The 19,970-nt window shown below is 59.0% G+C and carries 18 protein-coding genes and 1 tRNA gene; 4 read left to right on the forward strand and 15 right to left on the reverse strand.

Annotation, left to right across the window (positions count from 1 at the left end; translation table 11 throughout):
- Positions 1–184: 184 nt before the first annotated feature.
- Positions 185–261: transfer RNA gene (locus ACM6I0_RS28745), tRNA-Met, on the reverse strand.
- 299 nt (positions 262–560) lie between these two features.
- Here ACM6I0_RS28745 and dinB point away from each other — a divergent pair.
- A complete protein-coding gene (gene dinB, locus ACM6I0_RS28750) occupies positions 561–1,622 on the forward strand; it encodes a DNA polymerase IV (RefSeq protein WP_414923846.1) in 1,062 nt (353 codons plus the stop codon).
- Positions 1,623–1,752: 130 nt separating this feature from the next.
- On the opposite strand, the gene ACM6I0_RS28755 is transcribed toward dinB, so the two are convergent.
- From ACM6I0_RS28755 to ACM6I0_RS28770, 4 genes are all read right to left on the reverse strand, one after another.
- Positions 1,753–2,706: a hypothetical protein gene (locus ACM6I0_RS28755; RefSeq protein WP_414923847.1), complete on the reverse strand. Its 954-nt coding sequence runs from the start codon at positions 2,704–2,706 to the stop codon at positions 1,753–1,755.
- A gap of 17 nt (positions 2,707–2,723) precedes the next feature.
- A complete protein-coding gene (locus ACM6I0_RS28760; RefSeq protein ID WP_414923848.1) occupies positions 2,724–4,439 on the reverse strand; it encodes a proline--tRNA ligase in 1,716 nt (571 codons plus the stop codon).
- Between the two features lie 130 nt (positions 4,440–4,569).
- A complete protein-coding gene (locus tag ACM6I0_RS28765; protein WP_285430267.1) occupies positions 4,570–6,129 on the reverse strand; it encodes an AmpG family muropeptide MFS transporter in 1,560 nt (519 codons plus the stop codon).
- A gap of 44 nt (positions 6,130–6,173) precedes the next feature.
- Positions 6,174–6,554, reverse strand: a complete 381-nt coding sequence (locus ACM6I0_RS28770) for an MGMT family protein (protein ID WP_285430265.1) — start codon at positions 6,552–6,554, stop codon at positions 6,174–6,176.
- Positions 6,555–6,688: 134 nt separating this feature from the next.
- On the opposite strand from ACM6I0_RS28770, the gene ACM6I0_RS28775 reads away from it, so the two are divergent.
- The gene (locus tag ACM6I0_RS28775; protein WP_285430263.1) at positions 6,689–7,696 is read left to right on the forward strand and encodes a DUF481 domain-containing protein; all 1,008 of its coding nucleotides are present in this window, start codon (positions 6,689–6,691) and stop codon (positions 7,694–7,696) included.
- A 110-nt stretch (positions 7,697–7,806) separates the two neighbouring features.
- Here ACM6I0_RS28775 and ACM6I0_RS28780 read toward each other — a convergent pair whose 3' ends face one another.
- Complete coding sequence (locus ACM6I0_RS28780) at positions 7,807–8,016, reverse strand: cold-shock protein (RefSeq protein WP_002554837.1); 210 nt, start codon at positions 8,014–8,016, stop codon at positions 7,807–7,809.
- A 354-nt stretch (positions 8,017–8,370) separates the two neighbouring features.
- Here ACM6I0_RS28780 and dcd point away from each other — a divergent pair, with 354 nt between their 5' ends.
- Both dcd and ACM6I0_RS28790 read left to right on the forward strand, forming a co-directional pair.
- Entirely contained in the window at positions 8,371–8,937 is a 567-nt protein-coding gene (gene dcd, locus ACM6I0_RS28785) for a dCTP deaminase (protein WP_090187649.1), read from the forward strand.
- Positions 8,938–9,043: 106 nt separating this feature from the next.
- A complete protein-coding gene (locus ACM6I0_RS28790) occupies positions 9,044–9,253 on the forward strand; it encodes a hypothetical protein (RefSeq protein WP_084321795.1) in 210 nt (69 codons plus the stop codon).
- Between the two features lie 48 nt (positions 9,254–9,301).
- Here the strand turns inward: ACM6I0_RS28790 and pdeM are convergent, their stop codons facing one another.
- From pdeM to ACM6I0_RS28835, 9 genes are all read right to left on the reverse strand, one after another.
- A complete protein-coding gene (gene pdeM / locus ACM6I0_RS28795) occupies positions 9,302–9,958 on the reverse strand; it encodes a ligase-associated DNA damage response endonuclease PdeM (RefSeq protein ID WP_285430259.1) in 657 nt (218 codons plus the stop codon).
- Positions 9,958–12,444, reverse strand: coding sequence for a ligase-associated DNA damage response DEXH box helicase (locus tag ACM6I0_RS28800; protein ID WP_414923849.1), 2,487 nt, complete (start codon positions 12,442–12,444; stop codon positions 9,958–9,960). Before ACM6I0_RS28800 ends, pdeM begins: the two co-directional genes overlap by 1 nt.
- A gap of 173 nt (positions 12,445–12,617) precedes the next feature.
- Positions 12,618–13,382 (reverse strand): ABC transporter ATP-binding protein, encoded by a 765-nt coding sequence (locus ACM6I0_RS28805; protein WP_208671578.1) that lies wholly within the window; start codon positions 13,380–13,382, stop codon positions 12,618–12,620.
- A 13-nt stretch (positions 13,383–13,395) separates the two neighbouring features.
- Positions 13,396–14,514, reverse strand: coding sequence for a succinylglutamate desuccinylase/aspartoacylase family protein (locus tag ACM6I0_RS28810; RefSeq protein WP_414923850.1), 1,119 nt, complete (start codon positions 14,512–14,514; stop codon positions 13,396–13,398).
- 28 nt (positions 14,515–14,542) lie between these two features.
- Complete coding sequence (locus ACM6I0_RS28815) at positions 14,543–15,253, reverse strand: ABC transporter permease (protein WP_222590030.1); 711 nt, start codon at positions 15,251–15,253, stop codon at positions 14,543–14,545.
- Positions 15,250–15,978 (reverse strand): ABC transporter permease, encoded by a 729-nt coding sequence (locus ACM6I0_RS28820; protein WP_033058975.1) that lies wholly within the window; start codon positions 15,976–15,978, stop codon positions 15,250–15,252. Before ACM6I0_RS28820 ends, ACM6I0_RS28815 begins: the two co-directional genes overlap by 4 nt.
- Before the next feature lie 56 nt (positions 15,979–16,034).
- Positions 16,035–16,817 (reverse strand): transporter substrate-binding domain-containing protein, encoded by a 783-nt coding sequence (locus ACM6I0_RS28825; protein ID WP_140666252.1) that lies wholly within the window; start codon positions 16,815–16,817, stop codon positions 16,035–16,037.
- A 310-nt stretch (positions 16,818–17,127) separates the two neighbouring features.
- Positions 17,128–18,816, reverse strand: coding sequence for an ATP-dependent DNA ligase (locus ACM6I0_RS28830; RefSeq protein ID WP_414923851.1), 1,689 nt, complete (start codon positions 18,814–18,816; stop codon positions 17,128–17,130).
- Positions 18,813–19,847: a ligase-associated DNA damage response exonuclease gene (locus ACM6I0_RS28835; RefSeq protein WP_414923852.1), complete on the reverse strand. Its 1,035-nt coding sequence runs from the start codon at positions 19,845–19,847 to the stop codon at positions 18,813–18,815. Before ACM6I0_RS28835 ends, ACM6I0_RS28830 begins: the two co-directional genes overlap by 4 nt.
- Positions 19,848–19,970 lie beyond the last annotated feature (123 nt).

Below are 19,970 nucleotides of genomic sequence, written 5' to 3' on the forward strand. Positions count from 1 at the left end.
ATCCCCAGAAGGGTCAAATAAGCGTAAATGAGCGGCGAACGGTCGCTGCCGAGCCTTAAGTTTCGGAATCAGAACGATTTCCTGGTTTCACCCGCGAAAGGAGGTTCTGTTCATTTAAGCGCTCAACTCACAAAACAGACGCGCACAAAAAAGGCCACTCTTTCGAGTAGCCTTTTTTGATGTTTGGTTGCGGGAGCCGGATTTGAACCGACGACCTTCGGGTTATGAGCCCGACGAGCTACCAGACTGCTCCATCCCGCGTCTGTGTGTCGGCATTCTACAGAGGAACGCAGGGGTGTCAACCTCAATCTGGAAAAAACCTGTTCATGTTCAATCGCTTAGCGGTCGATTCGGTCAGTTGGATCGGCGCGCAAGGCAGGTATCACAAGGGTTTCAGCTCTATTGGCTGATGCTTTTCGATTGAGAAAATAAATTCATCGACACTTTTCCTACGTGTGGAAAAGAACATTCAGACTACTGGTGCTATATACAGGTGCCAGTGAGATACTGCCGATCTGACTCGGTAACACTCCATTTCTTCACATGAACACCGCTTTTATATGACGCAGCGAAAAATCATCCACGTCGATTGTGATTGCTTCTACGCCGCCATCGAGATGCGTGACGACCCGCGCCTAGCGGGTAAGCCGCTGGCGGTGGGTGGTTCGGCTGACAGACGTGGGGTTATCGCCACCTGCAACTACGAGGCGCGGGCCTACGGCGTGCGTTCGGCGATGTCTTCCGGGCATGCCTTGAAGCTGTGCCCTGACCTGACTATCGTCAAGCCGCGCATGGAGGCTTATAGAGAAGCATCGAAGGAAATTCACACGATCTTTCGCGATTACACCGACCTGATCGAGCCGCTTTCCCTCGATGAAGCCTATCTGGACGTGTCGGACAGTGCGCATTTCGGCGGCAGCGCCACGCGTATTGCCCAGGACATTCGTCGTCGCGTCTCTAATCAACTGCACATCACCGTTTCGGCGGGCGTGGCGCCAAACAAGTTTCTCGCCAAAATCGCCAGTGACTGGAAGAAACCCAATGGTTTGTTCGTCATTACGCCGGATCAGGTCGAGGGCTTTGTCAGTGGTCTGCCCGTCAGCAAGCTGCACGGTGTCGGAAAAGTGACCGCCGACAAGCTGGGCCGACTCGGCATTGTCGATTGTTCGCACCTGCGGGAATGGGACAAGTTGGCGCTGGTGCGTGAATTCGGCAGTTTCGGCGAACGACTCTGGAGCCTGGCACGTGGGATCGATGACCGTCTGGTACACAACGACAGTCGTCGACAGTCGATCAGTGTTGAAAACACCTACGACGTGGATCTCCCGGATCTGGTGAGTTGCCTGGACAAGCTCCCCGAGCTGCTGGAAACCCTGGCGGGTCGCATGGCGCGAATCGATAGTAGCTATCGGCCCGGCAAGCCGTTCGTCAAAGTGAAATTCCATGATTTTACCCAGACGACGCTGGAGCAGGCCGGGGCAGGGCGGACCTTGGGAAGTTATCAGTTGCTGCTGACGCAGGCGTTCAATCGCGGCGGCAAACCGGTTCGATTGCTGGGGGTTGGGGTGAGGCTGGAGGATTTGCGGGGCGGGTTTGAGCAGATGGAATTGTTTGAGCGGTAGTGGCAGGGTTTTGGTGCTGTTGTGAATGTCGGGCCGCTTTCGCGAGCAAGCCCGCTCCCACATTAGACCGCATTCATCTGAACAACTCGGTCAACTGTGGGAGCGGGCTTGCTCGCGAAGCTTTTTGCTTTTAATTCGGTCCCGGATCCGCCACCAATCGCCCGGCATCCTTGGTCAAGGACTTGAGGAATTCGGTCTGCAACTCGGGATCGTTGCGAGTCAGTTCGATCAGACTTTGTTCCAGCTCGCTGGCTTCTTCTTCCAGACCCAGTTCCGACAGGCGTTTGACCCGGTGCACCCACTGGTTCACCTCGTCGTCTTCCAGGTCGTCGTAAATCAGCCCGTGGGCTTCGAGCAACTTGCCACGCAAACCACTGCTGACTGCCAGTGACGAGTCGGTGTGCACATCGTCCTGACCGTCTTCGACACTGATCAGCAGTCGAGTCAGATGATTGATGTCATGTTCGGCGAACGGGGTGTCCAGCAGGTTCAGGCGTAAAACACCGTTTTTATCGGTAGTCAGCTCGAACGTTTCCTTGCCGGCCTTGACCTGCACCGGGCGCTCGCTCCAGGGCAGGCTCGAGTATTCGGTGCGCTTGTCGCGCTGAACCTCGTCGATGCCCGCCAGGTTCTGCTGCGCTCGGCCATGGGATGGCATGTTCATGAACGGGTTGAGCCCGGCGATACCGTAGTTCAGCCAGTCTTTCGTCACGCTGTCCGGCAGATTGCCGAGGGCGAACACGTTGACCACGTTCGCGCCGATGCCTGCCACCACGGCCACCGCACCCAGCGGAATCTCGTAAACCTCCCGCCAGGGTTGATAGGGCGTATAGCGATCGTAGTGACGGGTGACTTCGAATTCCGTGACTTCGAACGTCTTCTGCTCGTGGATTTTCACCCGACGTTGCGGCAATTCGAGCACCTTGGGTTCGCCGACATCGATCTGCAGGCTGTGATCGAGCAATTTGCGCTCGACACGTTCCTCGTGCTCGCTGCGTTGTGACATGTGATTTGCACAGCCACTGACCAGCAGGGTGCCGCACAGGGCGGCACCACCGAGGCCTAAGGTGTTTCGCTTGAACATGACTTCTCTATCTGGTGTCAGCGGCGGATGCGGGCCTGGAGGAACGACAGCACGTCAGCGACCGGCAGCGCTTGCGCTTCAGGTTCGGTGCGGCTCTTGTATTCCAGATTGCCTTCGGCGAGGCCGCGGTCACTGACCACGATCCGGTGAGGAATGCCGATCAGCTCCATGTCCGCGAACTTGATGCCCGGGCTGGTTTTCTTGTCGCGGTCGTCCAGCAGAACTTCGAAGCCTGCGCCAGTCAGCTCTGCATACAGCTTGTCGGTGGCGTCGCGAACCTGTTCGGTTTCGTAGCGCAGTGGCACCAGGGCGACCTGGAACGGGGCCAGGGTGTCGCTCCAGATGATCCCGTTGGCGTCGTTGTTCTGCTCGATGGCCGCAGCCACCACGCGGGAAACGCCAATGCCGTAGCAACCCATTTCCAGGGTGACCGGCTTGCCGTTCTCGCCCAGCACTTCGCACTTCATCGCCTTGCTGTACTTGTTGCCCAGCTGGAAGATGTGCCCGACTTCGATGCCGCGCTTGATTTCCAGGGTGCCCTTGCCATCCGGGCTTGGGTCGCCAGCGACGACGTTGCGCAGGTCGGCAACGGTCGGAACAGGCAGATCACGTTCCCAGTTCACGCCGAAGTAGTGCTTGTCGTCGATGTTGGCGCCGATGCCGAAGTCGCTCATCAGTTCGACGGAGCGGTCGATGATGATTGGCAGTGGCAGGTTCAACGGACCGAGGGAACCGGCGCCGGCGCCAATGGCGTCGCGCAGTTCGCTTTCGGAGGCCATGACCAGCGGGCTGGCAACGCCAGGCTGGTTGGCGGCCTTGATTTCGTTCAGTTCATGGTCGCCACGGATGATCAGGGCAATCAGCTTGCCTTTCTCTTCAGCGTGAACCACCAGGGTCTTGATGGTCTTCTCGATCGGCAGGTTGAAGCCTTCGACCAGTTGCGCGATGGTCTTGGCGTTCGGTGTGTCGACCAGGCGCAGCTCTTCGGCTGGCGCAGGGCGAGACGTTTCACGCGGTACGGCTTCTGCCTTCTCGATGTTCGCGGCGTAGTCGGAACCGTTGCTGAAGACGATGTCGTCTTCGCCGGATTCGGCCAGTACGTGGAACTCGTGGGAGCCGGCGCCACCGATAGAGCCGTTGTCGGCTTCAACCGGACGGAACTTCAGGCCCAGGCGGGTGAAGACGTTGCAGTAAGCCTGGTGCATGCGGTCGTAAGTGACCTGCAGCGACGCCTGGTCGGCGTGGAACGAATACGCATCCTTCATGATGAATTCGCGGCCGCGCATCAAGCCGAAACGTGGGCGGATTTCATCGCGGAACTTGGTCTGGATCTGGTACAGGTTGATTGGCAGCTGTTTGTAGCTGCTCAATTCATTGCGCATCAGATCGGTGATCACTTCTTCGTGGGTCGGGCCGGCGCAGAAATCGCGACCGTGGCGATCCTTGAAACGCAGCAATTCAGGGCCGTACTCTTCCCAGCGACCGGATTCCTGCCACAGCTCAGCCGGTTGGGTGCTCGGCATCAACACTTCAAGAGAGCCGGCGGCGTTCATTTCTTCACGAACGATGGCTTCGACCTTGCGCATCACTCGCAAGCCCATCGGCAGCCAGGTGTAGAGGCCCGAGGCGAGTTTGCGGATCATGCCGGCGCGCAGCATCAGCTGATGGCTGACTACAACCGCGTCGGAAGGCGTTTCTTTCTGTGTGGCGAGCAAAAATTGACTGGTGCGCATGGTTGGCCGTTGTCGGTTGCTGATGACGAGAAATGACGGAGCATTGTACGGGCGAGATCCGCTGGCGTACAGGCGTGCGGTCGGCGGTGTGGCAGGAGGGCGGGTTTCGCCGCGCCCTCTGCGAAATTTCTTACGATTCTTCGGCGACCTGGGTCGGCACCGGTTCGGGTGTCGGTGTCGGACCTGCGCGGCGGCTCTCCTGGAACCAGTGCAGGGCGATCAGCAGCACCGTCGGCACGCCCAGGAGGGCAGTGATCATGAAGAAATTGTGATAGCCGAATTTCTCCACCATGACGCCCGAGTAACCGCCGATCAGGCGAGGCAGCAGCAACATGATCGAGCTGAGCAAGGCGTATTGGGTTGCGGAGAATTTGAGGTTGGTCAGGCTCGACAGGTAAGCGACGAACGCTGAGGTCGCCAGGCCCGAGCTGAAGTTATCCAGGGAAATGGTGAAGATCAGCATGTTCAGATTCGCGCCCATGTCGGCGAGCATCAGGAACAGCAGGTTGGTCCCGGCCGACGTGATACCGCCGATGAGCAGGATTGGCAAGATACCGAAGCGCACGATCAGCAAGCCGCCCATTCCGGCGCCGAGCAGCGTCATGATCAGGCCAAAGACCTTACTGACGCTGGCTATCTGGTCCTTGGTGAAACCCTGGTCGATGTAGAACACGTTGGCCATCACGCCCATGACCGTATCGGACATCCGATAGGTGGCGATCAGTCCGAGCAACAGGAACGCTTGCCAGCGGTAACGCAAAATGAAGTCGTTGATCGGGGTCAGCACCGGCGCCAGACCGCGCCGGCCCATGGCTGACAGGCACATCATTGTCAGGGTGGTGTAGAGGATTGCCCGCAGGAATGCACGGTCTTCAAGCAACAGGTCGAGCAGGCTGACGCCTTTGAACAGCACGCTGGCAAAGTCGGTGTTGTAGAGCTGGGTGAACATGGCCGGTACCGAGACCAGCAACACGATCAGCACGAACACTGACACCAGTTGATGCACAAAACTGTAGCGCCCGGCCTGGAGTTGGGTGCGCAGAGGCACGGGTGGCTCGCGCATGAACAGGCTGGTCAGCAAGGCCGGAACCATCAGGGCACCAAACAGCACGTAAGTGCCGGTCCAGGCCGAGTGCTTGTAGTTGAAGCCGGTGGAGCCGAAGCCTTCAGCGAAGAACAGTGCGCCGGCCGTGGCCAGCAAGGCGGCAATCCGGTAGCCAGACATATAGCTGGCAGCGAGTGCGGCCTGGCGAGTGTCGTCGGCGATTTCCAGACGGTAGGCGTCTACCGCGATGTCTTGTGTCGCCGAAGCGAAGGCGACGACCACGGCGATAGCGATCAGCCAAGACAGGTGTTTTTGCGGGTCGCAGAAACCCATCCCGATCAGGCCGAGGATGACCAGCGTCTGGGACAGTACCAGCCAGGAGCGTCGTCGACCGAGTTTGCCGAGAAATGGCAGGCGCCATTGGTCCAGCAGCGGAGACCACACCCATTTGAAGGCATAGGCCAAGCCGATCAGGCTTGCATAGCCAATGGTTTCGCGGGCCACACCGGCCTCACGCAGCCAGACGGAAAGCGTCGAAAACACCAGCATGTAGGGCATGCCGGCGGCGAAACCAAGCAACAACAACACAAGCGTCGAGGGGCTGGCATAGGCGGCGAGCGCGGCGCGCCAGGTTTTACGGGGCATGGGTTGGAGTCTGCCTCAAGAGTTACGGAAACAAAGCGCGCACTCTAACCGCTGTGCTCTACCGGACGCCAGCCATGGCGCAGAATATCAACACGATTATTCAGGACACTGATGCCTTCAGAGCGCAATCGCGCCCGCTGTTCGTCCCCTGAAGGACTGCCAACGGGCAAGCTGATCCGACCGCCGGCACCGAGCACCCGGTGCCAGGGCAACTTCGTGTCGCCGGGCAATTGGCTCAGTGTGCGTCCAACCCATCGGGCGGCTCGACCCAATCCAGCCAGCTCGGCCAATTGACCATAGCTCACCACTTTGCCCTCTGGTACCTGTGCAAGGGTCAGGTAGAGCGCCGTGCGTCGGATTTGCGCCGCGCTTTCGGTTTCAGTGGTTGAGTCGGTCACGTCCGCGGTTCCTGAAAAAGTTCGCATTACCGACCGTAGAGTAAGTCCTGGATCGCCTGTTGAGAATGAACTCAGGGGAATTAGTTGGGTCAGTCGTTGTTGGGGCCTTATTCCTATGGATAATGCCGACTTTTTTCGCAATCTTGAGCCTATCTCTGCTTATGGTGTCCAGAACTCTGTTGTGCCTTGCTGTCTTGAGTGCCTCCACGCCCTTGCTCGCCGATACCGTCTGGTTGAAAAACGGTGACAAGTTGAGCGGCAAAATCTCACTGTTCGACGGCGGCAAATTACTGATCCAGACGGAGTACGCCGGCGCGGTACCGATCGACTGGAAACAGGTCAAAACCCTGGAAAGTGATCAGGAGTTGCTGGTTAAGCAAGATGCTTACACCGGCCAGAAAGCCAAGTCGTTGCATCCTGCGGAGGACGGCAAGGTGACGTTGGAGAATGGCGAGGCGCCGAAGACAGTCGAGCTGGCCAGCATCCACCAGATCCTCAAGCCCAAGCCCGTGATCGAAGACCTGGTGTGGAAAGGTAATATCGACGCGGCGCTGGATTACCAGCGTGCGGAAAAAAACACCGATGACTATGACATCAACTTCAAGACCACCGCGCGCCATGGCAAATGGCGCCACATCGCGGAAGGCGAGTACAACCGCGAATTCCAGGATGATGTGGTCACCACCGACAACTGGCGCGCCGAATACTCACTCGACCGCTTCCTGACCGAGAAATGGTTCTGGGAAGGTCGAGCGGTCTATAAGCGTGACCAGGTCGAAGACCTCTCTCGTCAGCGCACGGTCGGTACCGGTCCGGGTTACCAATTCTGGGATGACGAGTTGGGCGCGTTCTCCCTGGGTTCGCTGCTTAACCGCACGGACTATGAATTCTCCGACGGCAGCAAGGAGAACTTCTATTCCTTGGCAATGAAGTGGGACTACAACCGCTACCTGATTGGCAAGAAGGTGGAGTTCTTCACCAATGGCGAAGTGAGTAAGCCATTGTCGGGCGTCGCCGATTACGCGCTCGATGCCGAAATGGGCTTGCGCTACAAAGTCACCGAGTGGGCATCGCTCAACCTCAAGGCTGAGCGAGACATCATCAGCGGCACCAGCGAGGCTGACCTGGACAAGACGCGCTACACCGCAGGGTTTGGCGTGGCCTGGTAAGACATAAAAAAATCGCAGCCACTGGCTGCGATTTTTTTTGCCTGCAAAACAGTCAGGCACAAAAAAGCCCCGCTTTTGAGGGCGGGGCTTTTTACTAAAGCAAGTACAAGTTAGATAACTTGAACTTCTTCAGCTTGCATGCCTTTCTGACCGCGGGTAGCGATGAAAGAAACCTGTTGGCCTTCTTTCAGGCTTTTGAAGCCGTCGGATTGGATAGCTTTGAAGTGAACGAACAGGTCGTCACCGGATTGTGGAGTGATGAAGCCGAAGCCTTTTTCATCGTTGAACCACTTAACGGTACCGGTTTGGCGATTAGACATGGTGTAACTCCTTGAACAAAGATAACTGCGACTCAGGAAGAACCCTGGCCGAGACTGAGTGCAAAGAGCAGGAAAAATTCTTGTAGATGGTTGGATCGAAATTCAACATATCGTGTAGAGATTCTCAGTGACACAAGCAGCACAGTGGCGCCACCTTAACCCTTTTTCCGGGACGTGCCAATGCTTCTTGCGAAGGTTTCTATGTTTTCGTGACTGACGGTGCAGCGTATTGCGGCCAAAGCCCAATATTCACGGGGGATCGGCGAGAATTGCGCCCTGGACTTTGAACCCGGAGCGCGCGCCCGGTAAGATGCCGGACAGAATTTTTCCACCTCGCTATTCAGGACACCCGCCATGAGCATCAAATCGGACAAGTGGATTCGCCGCATGGCGCAAGAGCACGGCATGATCGAGCCCTTCGTTGAGCGCCAGATGCGCGGCGAAGGCGCCGAGCGCGTCATTTCCTACGGTGTTTCGAGCTATGGCTACGACGTTCGCTGCGCCGATGAATTCAAGGTATTCACCAACATCAACTCGGCGACCGTCGATCCGAAGAACTTCGACGAGAAGAGCTTCGTCGACGTTAAAAGCGATGTTTGCATCATTCCGCCGAACTCCTTCGCCCTGGCACGCACCGTGGAATTTTTCCGCATTCCGCGCAACGTGCTGACCATCTGCCTGGGTAAAAGCACCTACGCGCGTTGCGGCATTATCGTCAACGTGACGCCGCTTGAGCCCGAGTGGGAAGGCCATGTCACCCTGGAGTTCTCCAACACCACCACCTTGCCGGCGAAAATCTACGCCAACGAAGGCGTGGCGCAGATGTTGTTCTTCGAATCCGACGAAGAATGCGAAGTCTCCTACAAGGACCGTGGCGGCAAGTATCAGGGCCAGCTCGGCGTCACCCTCCCGCGCACTTGAGTCATTCATCTGAGAGGTAGCGGGAATTCTTGAGCGGGTAGACACTCTATTGGGTGTACTGCCCGGTTCGCGCACAGCGAACGGGGCCTTCGCTCAGGAGTGCTATATGAAGATCGATCCGCGAATAAGTGCCGAACTGGCAAGGCTTGAGCCCAATCAGGTTGGCGTTTTGGCCTGGTCCTTGTTGGCACATCCACCCATCAGCATGGCAGGGGGCATCCCCGGTCAGCCTGATCCCGATACCCCCAATGAACAACCGACTGAACCCGGTGAGCCCACTTTGCCGGATGAGCCACCTCCCGCGCCTGTTGTCTGACCTGCTGCTGAAAAATGAATGGCCAGTCAGCTGATGTCCTTGAAGACGTCAGCTGACTGGCCATATTTCGTTGTCACCAATGACAAAAATCCTGCAGCGCTCGTCCTGCTCGACCTGATACCCGCCGGTAAACGCGCCAAAGGCCGGTAACAGGCTTATGTCCACGCCCAGCTTGAAGCAGGCCAGCCGCAAGGTCTGCCGACCTCTGCCATTGAGTCGATACACCGGATGAACGTGTCCGGCGAGCACGTGCCGATCAGGGTGTGGCTCAGGTTCGTGCTGCAAGGCGAACGGCCCCATCAGCAACGGCTCGGGCACAACCCGGATGTTTAACGAGGCCGGTGGGTCCCCCGCACGTTTGTCATGGTTTCCGCGAATCAGCGTCATCGGTAAATCAGGGTGGCGCATTCGCCATTCGGCCAGGGCGCTCAGGGTGGCCGTTGCGTGAGAGCCGGGCCCGTGTAGGAAATCCCCGAGGAAAATCAGCTGACGGCAGGGCAGGCCTGTCAGCAACCCGTCCAGCACCGCGATATTGCTCGCGGTGGTGCCGTGAGGCACTGGCTGGCCAAGACTGCGATAGGCCGCCGCCTTGCCGAAATGCACATCGGCGATCAGCAGCGCTTGCTGGGCTGGCCAGTAGATGGCTTTTTCGGGCAGCAGCCACAGTTCCTCTCCAGCCAGTCGCACGGGATAGGGCGTGTTCATCAGCGTTTTCCGGCTTCGGCGGTTTTCTCAAGGTCGCTGACCATGCGGCGGATGCGATCGGCGAGTTTTTCCGAGCTCATGCTCTCCCGCATGCGCTCGACCAGCAGCGGAAACCCGAGCGGTGTAGGACGTTTTATCGGGTGCAGCTCCACTGTCAGGCGGTTGATGCGTTCCAGCGTCTGCTCCAGGCGATGAATATCCAGTTCTTTGCGCAAGACTTCTTCCCCGGCCTGCGCCAGCAGCAAATTGCCGGCGTCGTACTGCTTGAATACTTCGAAGAACAACCCGCTCGACGCTTGAACCTGGCGCGTGCTTTTCGGCGCACCGGGGTAGCCGGCGAAGACCAGCCCGGCGATCCGTGCGATTTCCCGAAACCGGCGACGCGCAAGCTCACCGGCATTCAAACTGGCAAGCACGTCTTGCAACAGATTGCCGGGGCTCAGTAATTCGGCGTTCAGCACCTGTGACCAATCTATGTGAGTGGCACTGAGCAACTCCAGCCCATAGTCGTTTACCGCAATGGAAAACGTCACTGGTTGTTGTTGGCTGGCGCGCCAGGCCAGCAGACTGGCGAGGCCCAAATGCACTTGGCGACCGGCAAAGGGGTAAAGAAACAAGTGCCAGCCTTCGCGGGATTTCAGGGCTTCTGCCAGCAACTTCGTCGAGGTTGGCAGGCCAGACCATCGTTGTTGCACCTCGAGCAAAGGCTGCAACGCCTGCATTTCCGGACCGACGAAATCCCCGTGCGCGGCGGCACTGAAGCGTTCGACCACCGCTTGTGCCAGCTCGTTGGAAAGGGGCATCCGGCCGCCATTCCAGCGCGGCACCGCCGCTTTTTTCACGGTGCTGCGTTTGACATAAGCGGTCATGTTTTCCACCCGGACCAATTCCAACAGACGCCCCGCAAACAGAAAACCGTCCCCCGGTTTGAGTCGCGCGATAAACCCTTCCTCGACACTGCCCAATTGTTTACCTCCGCCACCCTTGCTCCAGAACTTCAGCTGGATGCTTGCGTCGCTGACGATGGTGCCGATGCTCATGCGATGGCGCCGCGCCAGTCGCGCATCCGGCACGCGCCACACCCCGTGTTCATCCGGTTCGACCCTGCGGTAATCCGGGTAAGCCGTCAGAGAAAGTCCGCCATGGCGTACGAAAGCAAGGGCCCAGGTCCAGTCCGCCTCGGTGAGATCGCGGTATGCCCAGGCGCCGCGGACTTCTTCATACAACTCATCCGGTAAAAAACCACCGCCCAGCGCCATGCTGACCAGATGCTGGACCAACACATCCAGTGGTTTATGCGGTGACTCACGAGGTTCGATGCGTTGCGCCGCCACGGCGTCTTGCGCAGCGGCCGCTTCGATCAATTCCAGGCTGTGAGTGGGCACGAGGGTCACCCGTGAAACCCGTCCCGGCGCGTGACCTGAGCGACCTGCGCGTTGCATTAGTCGCGCCACGCCCTTGGCCGAGCCGATTTGCAGCACCCGTTCGACCGGCAAGAAGTCCACGCCCAAATCCAGGCTGGAGGTGCAAACCACCGCTTTGAGCTGACCTTCCTTCAATGCCCGCTCGACCCAGTCGCGGGTTTCTCGCGACAGTGAGCTGTGATGCAAAGCGATTAACCCGGCCCAATCGGGGCGTGCCTCCAGCAAGGCTTGATACCAGATTTCCGATTGGGCACGGGTGTTGGTGAAGACCAGGCTGCTGGGGCTGGAATCCAGTTCCGCGACGACTTGCGGCAACATTTTCAAACCGATATGCCCGGCCCAGGGAAACCGTTCGATGGTGGGGGGTAACAAGGTGTCGATGAGCAATGCCTTGGCGTTCTGGCCCTGTACGCTGATGCCGCCACCTTGTGGGATCAAAACCTGTTCCGCGTGGGTCTGATTACCCAGCGTCGCGGAAACGCCCCACACGATCAGCTCCGGGGTCCACCGCCGCAGGCGCGCCAGGGCCAGTTGCAATTGCACGCCGCGTTTGTTGCCTAGCAACTCATGCCATTCGTCGACCACCACCATGCGCAGGGTCGCCAGCGCCGTGCGCGCATCGGCACGGGCCAGCATCAGGGTCAGGCTTTCGGGAGTGGTGATCAGGGTGGTGGGCAGACGTCGACTCTGACGGGCGCGCTCGCTGCTGCTGGTGTCGCCGGTACGCAGGCCGACGCTCCACGGTATGTGCAAATCAATCAGCGGCGCTTCCAGCGCTCGGGCTGTGTCGGCGGCCAGAGCGCGCATGGGCGTGATCCACAACACGGTCAGCGGTTGGGCGAGCGGTTTTCGTTTGCGTGGTGTTTCAACAGGCGCGACAGATGCAGCGAAGCGATTGAGCGCGGCAAACCAGAGCGCGTAGGTTTTACCAGCGCCAGTGCTGGCGTGCAGTAACCCGGACTCACCGCGTTTAACCGCCGTCCACACCTGTTTCTGAAAGGCGAATGGCTTCCAGCCGCGGGCGGTGAACCATTGTTTTGCGAAGTCGGGGGAGGTTCCCATGCCGGCGGTGTGCGCTCTGAACGTGTTCTTTCAGTGACCGCGCCGGAATGTAACAAGTTTAATTGCTTTGTTTTTTGTGGGAGTGAGCCTGCTCGCGATTGCGCAGTGTCAGTCAGGAAAGTGTTTCCTGATTACACCACCGTCGCGAGCAGGCTCGCGCCTACAGGCCCTGCCTACTTCAGGTTGCCGCTCAGGAACTGCTTCAACCGTTCGCTCTTCGGATTGCCCAGCACGTCTTCCGGCGCGCCTTCCTCTTCCACCAGTCCCTGGTGCAAGAACAGCACCTGGCTCGAGACCTTGCGGGCGAAGCTCATTTCGTGGGTCACCATGATCATGGTCCGGCCTTCCTCAGCCAGGCCCTGGATTACTCGGAGCACTTCTCCGACCAGTTCCGGGTCGAGCGCCGACGTCGGCTCGTCGAACAGCATGACTTCCGGCTCCATCGCCAACGCGCGGGCAATAGCGACCCGTTGTTGCTGGCCGCCGGAAAGGAATGCCGGGTACTGATCCGCCACACGAGCGGCCAGGCCGACCTTGTCGAGGTAGCGACGAGCGCGGTCTTCGGCTTCCTCTTTGCTGCAACCCAACACCCGGCGCGGCGCCATGGTGATGTTTTCCAGCACGGTCATGTGGCTCCACAGGTTGAAATGCTGGAACACCATCGCCAGGCGCGTGCGGATTTTTTGCAGCTCATTGGCGTCGGCCACGTGCATGCCGTGGCGATCCTTGATCATGCGGATATTCTGGCCGTCCAGGGTCATCGCACCGTCGTTGGGTTGCTCCAGAAAGTTGATGCAACGCAGGAAGGTACTTTTGCCCGAACCGCTGGCGCCGATCAGGCTGATGACGTCGCCCGTGTTGGCCTTGAGTGAAACGCCTTTGAGCACATGATGATCGCCATAGCTTTTATGCAGGCCTTCAATGGTCAGTTTGTACATGGGGCATGCATCCTCAAGGCGAAAGTAGGTAGCCGCTGCGATAGGCTTCGGCGCCCGCGACGTGCGCGATCACCATGCCGGCAGTGGCCATGCGTCGCAGCGAACGGGCGTACATCAGCCCGGCGGCGGTGCAATGAACGGGAGTGACGAGATCGCTGATCGGGTCAATGATTTCGGCGATCTTCTGCCCGGCTTCGAGGTATTCCCCCGGTAGCGCGGTGAATACCAGCAGCCCGCCGACCGGCGTAGCCACCGGTTCGACGCCGGCCAGCGGCGTGGCGGGGTAGGGCAGCGCAGGCAGTGGCGCCGGTTCGCCGGCAATGGCACCGAAGTGAATCAGGTAGTCGATCAGCGCCTGGCAATCGAGACTGGCCAGCGGGTGATTGACGTCACCCTGGCCGCGCAATTCGACGGTGACCGAGAAGCTGCCCAGCGGAATGTCGAATTGCTCGCCGAAGCGTTCTTTCAACTGCCACCAAAGCAGGGTGAAGCATTCATCGAACGACTGACCGCCGGAGTCGGTGGCTAGAAGGCTCGCTTCGGCACCGATGTAACGGGCCAGCGGCTCGACCTGTGGCCAGGCTTCGGGCGTGGTGTAGAGGTGCGCCACGGCTTCGAAATCGCAATGCAAGTCCAGCACCATGTCCGCGTCGCAGGCCAGCCGTTGCAGGGTCAGGCGCTGGGATTGCAGTTGTGTGCCGGCAGTCTGAGTTGCCAGCGCATTACGTAGGCTGCTGCGGATCAGTTCGAGGTTGTGATGCGGATCATCGCCAAGCTTGCCTTCGATCTCGTTACCGACGGCCTCGCTTAAATCGACGAACCAGCGGTTGAAGTTCTGCCCGCTTTCGAGCTCGTAGCGGCCCAGCGGCACGTCCATCAACACTTGTTCCAGGCCGACCGGGTTGGCCACTGGCACCAGCACAATCTCGCTGCGCAGGTGGCCGGCGGCTTCCAGTTCCGCCAGGCGCTGCTTGAGGTGCCAGGCCACCAGCATGCCGGGCAATTCATCGGCATGCAGGGACGACTGGATGTAAATCTTGCCTTTGGCCGACGAGGGACCGAAGTGGAAGCTGTGAATCTGTCGAGCGGTCCCCGGCAGCGGGGACAACAGGTTATGAATCTGGTGGCGCATGTTTGTCTCTTTATCCCTAAAGCGGGTCCTAGTGGGTAGGCCCGAGGAAGGCCAGCCAGCGGCGTTCGGCGAGGCGGAACAGGCCGACGAGCGCGAAGGTCACGGTCAGGTAGATCAGCGCGGCGATGCCGAACGACTGGAAGGTCAGGAAGGTCGCCGAGTTGGCGTCCCGCGCGACTTTCAGGATGTCCGGGATGGTCGCCGTGAACGCCACGGTGGTCGAGTGCAGCATCAGAATCACTTCGTTGCTGTAATACGGCAACGAACGACGCAGGGCTGACGGCATGATCACGTAGGCATACAGCTTCCAGCCTGTCAGGCCATAAGCCTTGGCCGCTTCGACTTCACCGTGGTTCATGCTGCGGATCGCCCCGGCGAAAATCTCCGTGGTGTAGGCGCAAGTGTTCAAGGCGAATGCCAGGATCGTGCAGTTCATCGCATCGCGAAAGAATGCATCGAGCACCGGTTGGGCGCGCACGGCGGCCAGGCTGTAGATCCCGGTGTAGCAGATCAGCAGCTGGATATACAACGGCGTGCCACGGAACAGGTAGGTGTAGAACTGCACCGGCCAGCGGATGTAGAAATGCGGCGAGACCCGGGCGATGGACAGCGGGATCGACACCAGGAAACCAATGAAAATCGAGGCGCTGAGCAGCCAAAGGGTCATGGCCAGGCCGGTGATGTTCTGGCCGTCGGTATAAAGGAAGGGCTTCCAGTATTCCTGCAAGAGTTCGATCATCGTACGGCCTCCCGGGAACCAGCGGCGTAACGGCGTTCGAGCCAGCGCAGGACGAAGTTGGAAGCGCTGGTAATCAGCAGGTAAATCACCGCGGCCAGCACCAGGAAATAGAACAGTTGATAGGTGCTTTTGCCGGCGTCCTGAGCGGCTTTGACCAGGTCGGCGAGGCCGATGATCGACACCAGCGCAGTGGCCTTGAGCATCACCATCCAGTTATTGCCGATCCCCGGCAGGGCAAAACGCATCATTTGCGGGAACACCACGATCCAGAAACGCTGGCCACGCTTGAGGCCATACGCGGTGGCGGCTTCGACCTGACCACGCGGGACTGCGAGTATCGCGCCACGGAAGGTCTCGGTGAAGTACGCGCCATAGATGAAGCCCAGGGTGATGACCCCGGCGCTGAATGGGTTGATCTCGATGTATTCCCATTCCATGAAGTCGGTAAACGACGTCAGCCAGGTTTGCAGGCTGTAGAAAATCAACAGCATCAGCACTAGGTCCGGCACGCCGCGAATCAGCGTGGTGTAGACCTGCGCCGGCACGCGCACCAGTTTGACTTTGGACAGCTTGGCGCTGGCGCCCAGCAAGCCGAGCAAGACGGCCACCAAGAGCGACAACGCCGATAATTTGATGGTCATCCAGGTGCCTTCCATCAGCAACGGACCGAAGCCCTTGAGGCTGAAGGCTGAGAGCCCCAGATTTTGTAATAGGTTTTCGAACATAAATCAGCAACCTGATCGGATAAAAAAAGCGCCCATCGCGAGATGGGCGCCGGGCATTATTTGCCGCTGTACAGATTCAGATCGCCAAAGTGTTTCTTTTGAATCTCGGCGTATTTGCCATCATCGTGTAACGCTTTGATACCTTTATCCAAAAGCGCTTTCAGCTCGGTGTTACCTTTCTTAATACCGACAGCTGTTTTGGCCGGCAGCAAAGCGTTGTCGACTGGCTTGGTGACATCGTAATCGGCGCCCTGCGGCGACTTCAGAAAGCCCAGTTCAGCTTGCAGCATGTCCTGAATCCCTGCGTCGAGACGACCGGAAGTCAAGTCGGCATAGACCTGATCCTGGTTGGCGTAGGCCTGGGTTTTAACGCCGGCCTTGTCCAGAACGGCTTTGGCATAGGCTTCCTGGATGGTGCCTTGTTCGTAGCCGACGGTCTTGCCCTTGAGCGAAGCGACGTCTGCGGTGACGCCAGAACCTTTCTTGAACACGTAGGCGGTTGGGCCGGAGAACAGCTCGCTGGAGAAGTCGATGACTTTTTCGCGGGCTTCGGTGACGGTCATCGAAGAGATCACGCCGTCGAATTTATTGGCCTTGAGGCCCGGAATCATGCCGTCGAAATCGCTTTCGACCCATTTGCACTTGACCTTCAGCTCGGCGCAGATTGCGTTCCCCAGATCAATGTCAAAGCCCACCAGGCTACCGTCAGCCGCTTTGGACTCGAACGGAGCATAAGAAGGGTCAACGCCAAAACGCAGTTCTTTGTATTCCTTTGCCATGGCGGAACCAGCAGCCATGCACAATGCCAGTGCAGAAAGGGTCAGCAATGCTTTTTTCATTATTCAATCCCTAAGAACCAATATGAGCGCTTGTGGCGCAGAATTATTGTTACTGGAAAGCGTAAGACCAAGTGAAAGTAGCAATTTCCGAACCAGAGTCCCGAACAAGCGTTTTAAAAGGTGATTCAAGAAATGGCAACAGGAGATTTATGCACGAAATCGGGCGCGGGGAAATAGCCGCACCAAGTTAGTTCGGATTGGCACAAAAAACTGTGGGAGTGAGCCTGCTCGCGATAGCGGAATGTCAGATGAATTTATACCAACTGATACACCTTAATCGCGAGCAAGCTCGCTCCCACAGGGATTGGGGTCAGCCTAATAAATCCTGCAAGGTAGCGAGGTTGTCGGCCTCTTCGACGGACTTGTCCTGGCGCCAGCGCAGCATCCTTGGAAACCGCACGGCGATTCCGCTCTTGTGGCGTTTGGACAGGGCAATACCCTCGAACCCCAGCTCAAACACCAGGCTCGGCCTGACGCTGCTGACCGGCCCGAATTTCTCTACCGTGGTCTTGCGCACAATGCTGTCGACCTGGCGCATTTCCTCGTCAGTCAGCCCTGAATAGGCTTTGGCGAATGGCACCAGCGTTCGTTCGCGGGCATCGGGCGGGCCGTCCCAGACTGCGAAGGTGTAATCACTGTAGAGACTGGCCCGGCGGCCATGGCCGCGTTGCGCGTAAATCAGCACCGCATCGACACTGAACGGGTCGACTTTCCACTTCCACCATGTGCCCATGTCCTTGGTCCGGCCGACGCCATACAGCGCATCCCGGGCCTTGAGCATCATGCCTTCGACGCCGCGGCGGCGCGAAGACTCGCGTTGTCGGGCGAGGTCGAACCAGTTTTCACCGGTGAGTACCGGCGAGGCGAGCAATACCGGGTTGTTGCAGGTGGCGATGACTTGCTCCAGCTGAGTACGGCGCTTGTCCTGCGGCTGATTGCGCCAATCATCGCCGGCCCATTCCAGCAGGTCGTAGGCGAGGATGACCACCGGCACTTCTTCGAGGATTTTCCTGTCGAGGGTTTTGCGACCAATGCGCTGTTGCAGCAGGGCGAAAGGTTGCACCGCTGGCGAGGCGTTTGATTGCGGATTGAAGGCATCCTGTGTGCCGGATTGCGCGGGTTTCCAGGCAACGATTTCACCGTCGATGACCGTGCCGTCCGGCAGGCCATGCACCAGGCTGTCGAGTTCGGGAAAACGCTCCGTGACCAGCTCTTCGCCACGGGACCAGATCCACAGGCGCCCCTCGCGCTTGACCACTTGGGCGCGAATCCCGTCCCACTTCCATTCCACCTGCCAGTTGCTGGCGGGGCCCAGCAGGTCTTCGAATTGCTCGACCGGTTGCGACAAGGCATGCGCCAGGAAGAACGGGTACGGCTGGCCACCCCGCTGGGCATGTTCATCGCTGGATTCGGCCGCGATCAGCTTCAGGTAACTGGCGGCAGTCGGACGATTGGACAGATCGGTGTAACCGACCAGCCGCTGGGCCACGCGTTTACTGTCGAGCCCGGCCATGGATGCCAAGGCGCGAGTGACCAGCAGCTTGGACACGCCGACGCGAAAACTACCGGTGATGAGTTTGATGCAGAGCATCAGGCTATGGCGGTCCAGCTGCGCCCACAGCGCAGGCAAGCGCTGAGCAAGAACCTGCGGCGACTCGCCGCGCAGGGGCAGGAGTTTGTCTTCGATCCATGCCGCCAACCCGTCGGTGGAGCTGTGCGAGGCTTCAGGCAGGATCAGCGAAATGGTTTCTGCCAGGTCGCCAACCGCTTGGTAACTTTCTTCGAACAGCCAGGGCTTCAGGCCGGAAAACTCCACCGCCAGCTCTCGCAGCACCCGCACGGGCACCAATTGCCGAGGCCGTCCGCCGGACAGGAAATACACCGCCCATGCCGCATCTTTTGGCGCAGCCTGAGCGAAGTAGGATTGCATCGCGGCCAGTTTGGCGTTGCTTGAAGTGGTCGCGTCGAGTTCCGCGTACAGCTCGGCGAAGGCTTTCATGGCTGCACCTCGGCGGTGTCGGGCTCAGTGAACGCAGCGTCTTCCTCATCGTCGCCGTACTCGGTGCTGAAGCTTTGAGCATCCAGTCCCTGTTCGCGCAGATGGCGCACCAGTACGCCGACCGAGCCGTGGGTGACCATCACCCGTTCAGCTCCGGTCTGTTCGATGGCCCAGAGCAGGCCGGGCCAGTCGGCGTGGTCGGAGAGCACGAAGCCACGGTCCACACCGCGCCGCCGACGCGTGCCGCGCAAACGCATCCAGCCGCTGGCGAAGCCGTCGCTGTAGTCGCCAAAACGCCGCATCCAGGTGCTGGCACCCGCCGATGGCGGGGCAATGACCAGCGCCTTGCGCATGATCGGGTCGCTTTTTTGGACGTCGCCGGCATAGATCGTGTGCGGTATATAAACGCCGCTTTCGCGGTAAACCCGGTTCAGCGGTTCGACCGCGCCGTGCACCAGAATAGGGCCGAGGCTGGCGTCGATGCCGTGCAAGATTCGCTGGGCCTTGCCGAAGGAGTAGCACAACAGCACGCTGGTTCTGTCGGCCGACGCATTGGCCTGCCACCACTGATTGATCTCGGAAAAAACCTGCGCCTGGGGCTGCCAGCGGTAAATCGGCAGGCCGAACGTCGATTCGGTGATGAATGTGTGGCAACGCACCGGTTCGAACGGCGCACAGGTGCCATCCGGTTCGATCTTGTAATCCCCGGACGCGACCCAGACTTCACCGCCGTATTCCAGGCGCACTTGTGCGGAACCGAGCACATGGCCAGCGGGGTGAAAACTCAAGGTGACGCCGTGATGCAGTAACCGCTGGCCATAGGGCAGGGTTTGCAGGTTGATGTCCTGTCCCAGTCGCGCACGCAATATCCCTTCGCCGGGTGTGGCCGCCAGGTAATGCTGATTGCCACCTCGGGCGTGGTCGCCGTGGGCGTGGGTGATGACGGCACGCTCGACCGACCGCCACGGGTCGATATAGAAATCGCCGGCGGGGCAGTACAAACCTTCGGGACGCGCGATAACAAGATCCATGTTGTTACCAAAATGGAGGGACTTGTTAGCTATGAGGTTTGCGCGAAGCCAGAAGTTCTATCGAATTTTCATGTGGGATGAAAATGATTCAGATCGATGATCTGATCGTTCCCACGCGGAGCA

Source organism: Pseudomonas sp. IT-P294 (assembly GCF_949767865.1).
Lineage (GTDB): Bacteria > Pseudomonadota > Gammaproteobacteria > Pseudomonadales > Pseudomonadaceae > Aquipseudomonas.

What these genes read in the sequence shown, in the direction of transcription:
- ACM6I0_RS28765 (WP_285430267.1), bottom strand. Translation starts at nt 6,129, where the DNA reads ATGCCCCGTAAAACCTGGCGCGCCGCGCTCGCCGCCTATGCCAGCCCC.
- pdeM (WP_285430259.1), bottom strand. Translation starts at nt 9,958, where the DNA reads ATGAACACGCCCTATCCCGTGCGACTGGCTGGAGAGGAACTGTGGCTG.
- ACM6I0_RS28825 (WP_140666252.1), bottom strand. Translation starts at nt 16,817, where the DNA reads ATGAAAAAAGCATTGCTGACCCTTTCTGCACTGGCATTGTGCATGGCT.
- ACM6I0_RS28820 (WP_033058975.1), bottom strand. Translation starts at nt 15,978, where the DNA reads ATGTTCGAAAACCTATTACAAAATCTGGGGCTCTCAGCCTTCAGCCTC.
- ACM6I0_RS28810 (WP_414923850.1), bottom strand. Translation starts at nt 14,514, where the DNA reads ATGCGCCACCAGATTCATAACCTGTTGTCCCCGCTGCCGGGGACCGCT.
- ACM6I0_RS28755 (WP_414923847.1), bottom strand. Translation starts at nt 2,706, where the DNA reads ATGTTCAAGCGAAACACCTTAGGCCTCGGTGGTGCCGCCCTGTGCGGC.
- dinB (WP_414923846.1), top strand. Translation starts at nt 561, where the DNA reads ATGACGCAGCGAAAAATCATCCACGTCGATTGTGATTGCTTCTACGCC.
- ACM6I0_RS28815 (WP_222590030.1), bottom strand. Translation starts at nt 15,253, where the DNA reads ATGATCGAACTCTTGCAGGAATACTGGAAGCCCTTCCTTTATACCGAC.
- ACM6I0_RS28775 (WP_285430263.1), top strand. Translation starts at nt 6,689, where the DNA reads ATGGTGTCCAGAACTCTGTTGTGCCTTGCTGTCTTGAGTGCCTCCACG.
- ACM6I0_RS28770 (WP_285430265.1), bottom strand. Translation starts at nt 6,554, where the DNA reads ATGCGAACTTTTTCAGGAACCGCGGACGTGACCGACTCAACCACTGAA.
- ACM6I0_RS28805 (WP_208671578.1), bottom strand. Translation starts at nt 13,382, where the DNA reads ATGTACAAACTGACCATTGAAGGCCTGCATAAAAGCTATGGCGATCAT.
- ACM6I0_RS28830 (WP_414923851.1), bottom strand. Translation starts at nt 18,816, where the DNA reads ATGAAAGCCTTCGCCGAGCTGTACGCGGAACTCGACGCGACCACTTCA.
- ACM6I0_RS28780 (WP_002554837.1), bottom strand. Translation starts at nt 8,016, where the DNA reads ATGTCTAATCGCCAAACCGGTACCGTTAAGTGGTTCAACGATGAAAAA.
- ACM6I0_RS28800 (WP_414923849.1), bottom strand. Translation starts at nt 12,444, where the DNA reads ATGGGAACCTCCCCCGACTTCGCAAAACAATGGTTCACCGCCCGCGGC.
- ACM6I0_RS28835 (WP_414923852.1), bottom strand. Translation starts at nt 19,847, where the DNA reads ATGGATCTTGTTATCGCGCGTCCCGAAGGTTTGTACTGCCCCGCCGGC.
- ACM6I0_RS28790 (WP_084321795.1), top strand. Translation starts at nt 9,044, where the DNA reads ATGAAGATCGATCCGCGAATAAGTGCCGAACTGGCAAGGCTTGAGCCC.
- dcd (WP_090187649.1), top strand. Translation starts at nt 8,371, where the DNA reads ATGAGCATCAAATCGGACAAGTGGATTCGCCGCATGGCGCAAGAGCAC.
- ACM6I0_RS28760 (WP_414923848.1), bottom strand. Translation starts at nt 4,439, where the DNA reads ATGCGCACCAGTCAATTTTTGCTCGCCACACAGAAAGAAACGCCTTCC.